General features: G+C 74.9%; 5 protein-coding genes. 2 read left to right on the forward strand and 3 right to left on the reverse strand.

Annotation, left to right across the window (positions count from 1 at the left end; all coding sequences use genetic code 11):
• Positions 1-4 precede the first annotated feature (4 nt).
• Positions 5-487, forward strand: coding sequence for an N-acetyltransferase (locus MTF69_RS31300; protein ID WP_243339582.1), 483 nt, complete (start codon positions 5-7; stop codon positions 485-487).
• A 75-nt stretch (positions 488-562) separates the two neighbouring features.
• Here MTF69_RS31300 and MTF69_RS31305 read toward each other — a convergent pair whose 3' ends face one another.
• From MTF69_RS31305 to MTF69_RS31315, 3 genes are all read right to left on the reverse strand, one after another.
• On the reverse strand, positions 563-1,882 hold the full coding sequence (locus MTF69_RS31305) for a hypothetical protein (RefSeq protein ID WP_243339583.1): 1,320 nt from the start codon (positions 1,880-1,882) through the stop codon (positions 563-565).
• A gap of 306 nt (positions 1,883-2,188) precedes the next feature.
• A complete protein-coding gene (locus tag MTF69_RS31310; RefSeq protein ID WP_243339584.1) occupies positions 2,189-2,791 on the reverse strand; it encodes a DUF4291 domain-containing protein in 603 nt (200 codons plus the stop codon).
• Positions 2,792-2,874: 83 nt separating this feature from the next.
• Positions 2,875-5,355: a helicase C-terminal domain-containing protein gene (locus tag MTF69_RS31315; RefSeq protein WP_243339585.1), complete on the reverse strand. Its 2,481-nt coding sequence runs from the start codon at positions 5,353-5,355 to the stop codon at positions 2,875-2,877.
• Positions 5,356-5,441: 86 nt separating this feature from the next.
• On the opposite strand from MTF69_RS31315, the gene MTF69_RS31320 reads away from it, so the two are divergent.
• Entirely contained in the window at positions 5,442-6,392 is a 951-nt protein-coding gene (locus MTF69_RS31320; RefSeq protein ID WP_243339586.1) for a hypothetical protein, read from the forward strand.
• The last annotated feature ends 100 nt before the right edge of the window (positions 6,393-6,492 follow it).

Consider the following 6,492-nt stretch of genomic DNA (forward strand, 5'->3'; position numbering starts at 1 on the left):
CCACATGAGCAGCGATCAGCAGACTTTCGTACCGCCCGCGGACGTGTTCGAGGTGCCCGTCCGGCTCGTCGGGGAGGGGTTCCGGCTGGAGCCCCTCGGGCCCGAGCACAACGAGGGCGACCTCGCCGCCTGGAGCGGGAGCATCGCGCACGTGCGCGCGACGCCCGGCTTCCTGGGGGACTGGCCACCTCTGGAGGGCATGAGCCCCGAGGCGAACCTCGCCGATCTGGTGCGCCACGCACGGGACTTCGCCGAGCGGCGCGGGTTCACGTACAGCGTGCTGGAGGGGGAGCGCGAGGGCGAGGGCGAGGTCATCGGGTGTCTCTACATCTATCCCGCGAAGGCCGAGCCGGGGCGCGTGCACGTCAGTTCCTGGGTGCGCGCCGACCGGGTCGCGCTCGACAAGGCCGTGTACGACACCGTCACGCGCTGGCTCGCCGAGGTCTGGCCGTTCGACGCGGAGCGCATCGCGTACGCGGCGAGGTGAGCGAGGCGGAAGCAGAAGGGGCCCGGCCCGCGCGTGGCGTGGACCGGGCCCCTTCGGGGTGGCGGTACGGGGTGACTAGCCGCGGACGGTGCGCCGGCGGTGGGCGAACCAGGCGACCGCGCCGCCGAGGCCGATGAGGACGGTGGCCAGGCCGGAGTAGTACAGGGTGGTGTCGGAGTCCGCGCCGGTGTGCGCGAGGGAGCCGGTCGGCGCGGGGGTGTTCCCCGTGGCCGGGGTCGTCGTGGCCGTGGGGGTGGTGGTCGCGGAGCCGGTCGGAGCCGGGGTGGTGGGCGTCGGGGAGGTGGGCGCGGGGGAGGTCGGGGCCGGCGAGGTGGGAGCCGGGGAGGTGGGCGGGGTGGTGGTCTTCGGGCCGAGCGCGAACTCCCCATCGGCGTACTCGAAGTGGTAGGTGTTGTCGCCCTCGGCCAGGCCGACGGAGGCGGTCGCCTTGACCGGGGTGAGCTTCTTGAGCTGCGTCTTCGGGCCGAGCCTGACCTGCAGGCGCACGACGCGCTCGCCGGAGGAGGCCCCGAAGCCCTTGGCGATGACCGGCAGATTGACGCTGGTGCCCTTCCAGGTGCCGTCGCCCTTGACGCGCGTCTGGAGGTCGGCTGCCTCGTGCTCGGACAGGTCGGCCGTGGCCACCTCGAGCCAGGTGCCGAGCCCGGAGCTGAACTGGCCCTCACCGGTGACCCGGTAGTGCAGGTCCAGCTCCTTGCAGTCGGGGGACCCGCCGCCGTCCGTGCAGGGGGCCGCCTTGCCGAACCAGGTCTCCAGTGCACCGGGCTTGCCCGCCGGGCTGGTCTTGAAGGTGAGGGAGCCCTCGCCGCCGTCCGCGATCTCGTTCTGGATGCTCGACGCCCGCAGGGTGAAGTCGCCGTTGATGGTCGGGTAGCTCTTGCCGAGGCCCATGGTGACCTTCCAGACCAGCGTGCCGCCGGCCGGGATCTCGAAGCCCTCCGTGGGGTTCTTGCCCGCCGGGTAGAACATGCCCTGCCACCCGCCGTCCTGCTGCCCGATGAAGAAGGAGGTCGCCGGGGCGCTGACGGGCTCGACCTTGTAGATCACGTCGGCCTTCTGGAGCGGGCTGGCGCCGATGGGGTCGAGGAGCATCCACGGGTGGTAGGAGGAGGACTTGGCCGTCGTGTTGGTCACCGTCAGGTCGAAGGTCGACGTCGCGCCGCCGCGGGTCAGCGGTCCGCTCGGGACCGGCGCGCTCATCGTGGTCTTCAGCGCCTTCGGGTTGCCCTCGTCGGCGGAGGCCGACAGCGGCATCAGGAAGGTGCCGGCGACGGCGGCGGCGACCACGGCGGCCGAGCCGGTGCGCAGGGCGGCGGAGCGGAAGACGGCGGAGCGGAAGACGGCGGAGCGGAAGACGGCGGAGCGAGCGGACATGGCGGATTCCCCCCAGGAATCATCAAGAACACATGGCAGTGGCGGCCGAGAGGCCGAGAGGCAGTGCAGAGGCAGTGCGAGGCAGCGCAGAGGTAGGGCAGAGGTGAGGCAGAGAAAGAGAGGCCGCGCGAGGTGGCCGGCTACTGAAGGCCGGTCCGATGGTGCTTGGTTCTCGCCGGCGGTCCGGTTGCTTCCCCCCGGTCGCTCCTGCGATGAGCTGATCCTCACACAGGTCGCATCCCCAATCCGTCGCCGGAATGTCACCGCCGTGCAACAGGGAAATAAGCTCCCGCAGCCTGTTTCCTGCTATGCGCCCAGGTGCTCCAGCGGCCCCGCCGGATAGGGCGTCTCCACCGGCAGCAGGGCCCGCGCCGCCTCCGGTTCGCCGGAGCGGAGCAGGCCGTGGATCTCCCGGGCCAGCGGGGTGACATCGCGGATGGAGACCGTCCACTCGTCGGCGTAGGCGCGTGACGCCGTCCCGGACAGGCCCAGTTGGAGCGAGCGGTACGGCAGCGGGTTCAGGTGCAGGTCCCGCTCCGGGTCCCACTGGACGCGGGCGGGGGCGGTGCGCAGCGCCTGCTTCCAGGCCGAGCGGTCGGGGTGCACGCCGGGCGCGTAGTGGGACAGGCAGGCGTCGCTCAGGGCCCGGTCGAAACCGGCGCGGGTGATCTCGACGGCCAGGACCGTCTCCTGACCCTCCTTGGTGGCCCAGCCGCAGCGGTACATCATCCACAGGAACGACGGCTTGACCCAGGTCATCCGCTCGCGCTTCCACTCGGGCGGGAAACGGCCGTCGCGGGCGGCCGGCAGTCCCAGACCGGGGCGGTAGGCCTGGTAGACGGTGAGGGTGTCGGCGGTGTGGGAGGCGCGGATCTGGTGGCGGGGGTACGGGGCTGCGGATTCCTGCATGGCCCCAGGGTGCGGGCCGCGGGCCGTCCCGGCCAGCGGATTTCCCCGGAGCTCAGGGCCGGGGGCCCGGGACTCGACCCCGACTACACCTGGTCCTCCGCCAGTTCCGCGACGCCCGTGATCCGGTGCAGCGCGAAGGTCCGTACCTCGTCCGCCGTGTGGTCGTAGCCGGTGACGAAGCCGCCCTCCACCCGTACCGGGGCGATGACCCGCTGGCTCGCCGCCCCGTCGGCGTTGACGTAGCCGATCCACACCGCGGACCCGGTGAGCGCCGCCGCCTGCACGGTCGCCAGGGTCTCCGCCGCGCTCGTGCGCGGGAGTTCGCCGGGGGCGCCCGGGGAGCCGGAAGCGGCGGGCTCCTTGCGGACCGCCGTCGCCGCCAGGTCGCCCGCGCGGATCGCCCGTACGGCCGCCCCGAGCAGCGTCCTGTCCGGGACCGGAGGCCCGTCGGGGACCGGTACGGGCAGGGCGCGGGCCGGGGTGCGGTGGGCGTCGGCGCGGGAGACCAGGACGTCACCCGTACGGGATTCCGCGGCCGGCGCGTACCCCATGGCCCGCAACCCGTCGAGCAGCGCGGTCGGTTCGGCCTGCGCGGCCAGTACGGTCGGGGCGAGGCGGCGCAGCCCGAGGCCGGCGGACCGCTTGTCGGCGAGGATCTCGTTCAGCATGCCGTCGTCGTCGCAGCGCACGTACGAGGAGGCCGCGCCGACCCGGAGGTGTCCGTGCCGCCGGGCCACGTCGTCGATGAGGTACGACAGCGGCTGCGGTACCGGGGTCCGGCTGTGCTCGGCGAGGAAGGACTGCAGGTCGACGGCGGTGTGGCCGGCGTCCAGGGCGCGGCGTACCGACCCGGGCGTGAAGCGGTACACGGTGGCCCCGCCCTTGGACTCGATCTCCGCCAGCACGGCCAGCACCTCGGCGAGCGGCCGCCGCAGCGGCCCCGGGGCCACCGCCGTCAGGTCGGCCTGGAGCAGTACGTGGTCCACGGGCTCGGGCAGCAGCGGCGCGAGCAGCGGCGCCGGGTCGCGCCCCTCCAGCAGGGCCCGGCCGGGCGCGGCGAGCGCTCCCCGGCCGGTGACTCCGAGGACCTCCGCCTCGGTCAGCGTCCAGCGTGCGAGGCGGGCGCGCAGTTCGCTCGTACCGCGGACCGGCCGTTCCCACGCGAGGCGGGCGAGGAGCACGGCCGGGTCGGGGGAGCCGCCCTCGGGGAGGTCGGCGAGGAGGCCGAGGATGCGGCGGCGCACCTCGGGGGCGGCGGAGCGGTCCAGTTCCGCGCCGAGCGCCGACAGGGTGCGGCCCTTCGCGTCCTGTTCGCCGACCAGGCCCGGGGTCCGGGTGGCGGTCAGCCAGGCCGCCGCCAGCACCGACCAGCGCTCGGCGGGCGGGAGTTCGAGCCAGCCGTCGAAGGCGGGGGTCGGGGCGTACCGCTCGTCGGCCTCGCTGTCGCTGGCCAGCAGGCCCGCCGCGTAGGACAGTTCGATCCAGAACGCCGCCGACGGCTCGTCGGTGTCCAGGGTGGAGGCGGCCCGCTTCAGGTCGCGTACGGAGAGCCCGCCCGCCCGGAGCACGGCCGGACCGGCGTGCTCCCAGGACTTCACCAGCTCCTCGACCGTCGACAGCGCGGCCAGTGCCTGGCCGGCCGCGTTCGCGTCCACAAGCTGTGGACGGTGCTCGCGGTGCGCGGGAACCGCCGGGGCCAGCGGCTCCGTCGCCCGGTGCGCGAGCCCGCCGCGCAGGTACAGCGCCACCTCGCGCGGCAGCAGCACCGTGCGCGCCGAGGCCGGCAGCAGCAGGCCGCGGTCGCGCAGCCAGCGCACCGGAGGCGTCGGATGGGGCGTCACTTCCCCGTAGGGCGGGCCCCACACGAGCCGGCCCAGCACCTGGTGGGCCTCCGCCGGAGCCTCGTCGAGCAGCGCCGACATCCGTACCGGGTCGGTGAACAGGGCCGTCAGCGCGGTCACCGCCGACACCGGGTCGTGCGTCGCGGGCAGTCCGACGGCCGCCACGATCTCCTGGATCCGGGTCGGCGACATGCCGGCGGTGGCCTCGGCGACGGTCGGGCCGAGCCCGGTGGGGGAGGGCCGCGAAGCGGAGGGGGCGAGCAGCTCGCGGGCGGTGCGCACCAGGCGCAGCCGCTCGTCGTCACCCCATACGAGGGCCTGCTCGCGCAGGGTCGCCAGGGCCCGGGGGAGTTCCGCGCGGGCCCCGTTGTCCGCGCCGGAGGTGGTGCCGGTGTCGCCGCTGAGCAGGGACTCCAGTACCGCGTACGGGCAGGGCTCGGGGCCCACCGCGAGGGCCTCGGCGGTCTGCAGGGCGAACCGGTCCAGGCGGTCCAGCGCGCGCACCACCGAAGCCCGCGTACCGGCCCGCGTGGCGAGCTGCGTCACGTCCCCGGGGACCGGGCTCAGCAGGTCCGGCCGGGCGCGCAGCAGGGCGCCGAGCCCGTCGTCGTCGCGGGCGCGCAGCGCTTCGGCGAGGGAGCGCGGAGCGCTTCCCGCGGTGCTCGGGTCAGGCACGGTCGTCGCCTCCTGGTCGCGTCGGCCGGTCAGTCGGCCGGTCCCCATCCGGTCAACGGTATCCGCTGCGCCCCCGGCCGCTCCACGGGCGCACGCGCTACCTTCGCTGGAGGTGGCACGGGAGGAGCCGGGGCGTGGGGATCGAGAGCGACCATCTGGTCTACGAATATCTGAGCCGGGTCGGGGACTTGGCGCAGCGCAGGCACCTGTCGTCGGGGGACCGGATGCGGCTGGTGGCGGGGCTGCGGGACGAGATCGACCGGCGGCGGGCCAAGTACGAACCGGAGACGCCGGCGGCGGTGCGGCGCATCCTGGAGCGGATCGGGACGCCGGAGGAGGTGCTGGACACGGCGGCGGGGGCGGTGGGGGGCGCGGTGGGGGGCGCGGCCGGGGGCGACGTCTCCGCCGTTCCTTCTGCGCCTTCCGCATCCTCCGCACCTTCGGTACCGGTGCAGCGGGGGGCCGCGCCGCCGCACCTCGTGGGGCTCGACGAACTGGGCGCGGGCGAGAAGCTGGAGCCCGACTGGTGGACGGTCGGGCCGGGGTCGTCGGTGGAGGGCTTCGCGGGCGGCATCGAGATCCCGGAGCTCCTGAAGGGGCCGGGAGCGGAGCGCGAGCCGGACTCGCAGCCGGAGCCCGCCGAAGCCCCGGCGGGCGGGCGGCCGACCCTCATGGGGTTCCTGCGCGAACGCCGCCGCCGGGCCAAGGCGGAAGCGGCGGCCGCCACGGCGGCGCCGGTGGCTGCGTCCAGGCGGAAGCCGTACGCCTTCCTGGTGCTCGCGGCGGTGGCCCTGCTGGCGGGGGCCGTCTCCGGCTACTGGCTGCTGCTCGCCGCGGGCTGGCTGCTCGCGTACGCCTCGCGCGTGCTGGGTGCCGCGGAGCGGAAGTGGGTGGTCTTCGGGCTGCCCGGGGTGGTGTTCGCGGGGGCGGTGGTGTGGCTGTGGGGCCGGCAGAACGGCCGCTGGGGGGCTCCGCTGGCGGACGAGGCGCTGAGCGGCACCTTTCAGGACCTGCTGCCCTGGCTGGCGCGTGCTGCGGCGGTGGCCTCGGCGCTCTATCTTCTCTGGCGGTCCCGCCGCCGCTGACCCCCTCCGGGGCCGGTCGCCTGGTGCGGCGCCGTTGCCGGGGACCAGTCCCCGGGCCCCTGCGCCTCAAACGCCGGCGGGGCTGGGGTGTGGTCGGTGG

The sequence above is a fragment of the Streptomyces sp. AP-93 genome, assembly GCF_022808175.1.
Taxonomy (GTDB): Bacteria; Actinomycetota; Actinomycetes; order Streptomycetales; family Streptomycetaceae; genus Streptomyces.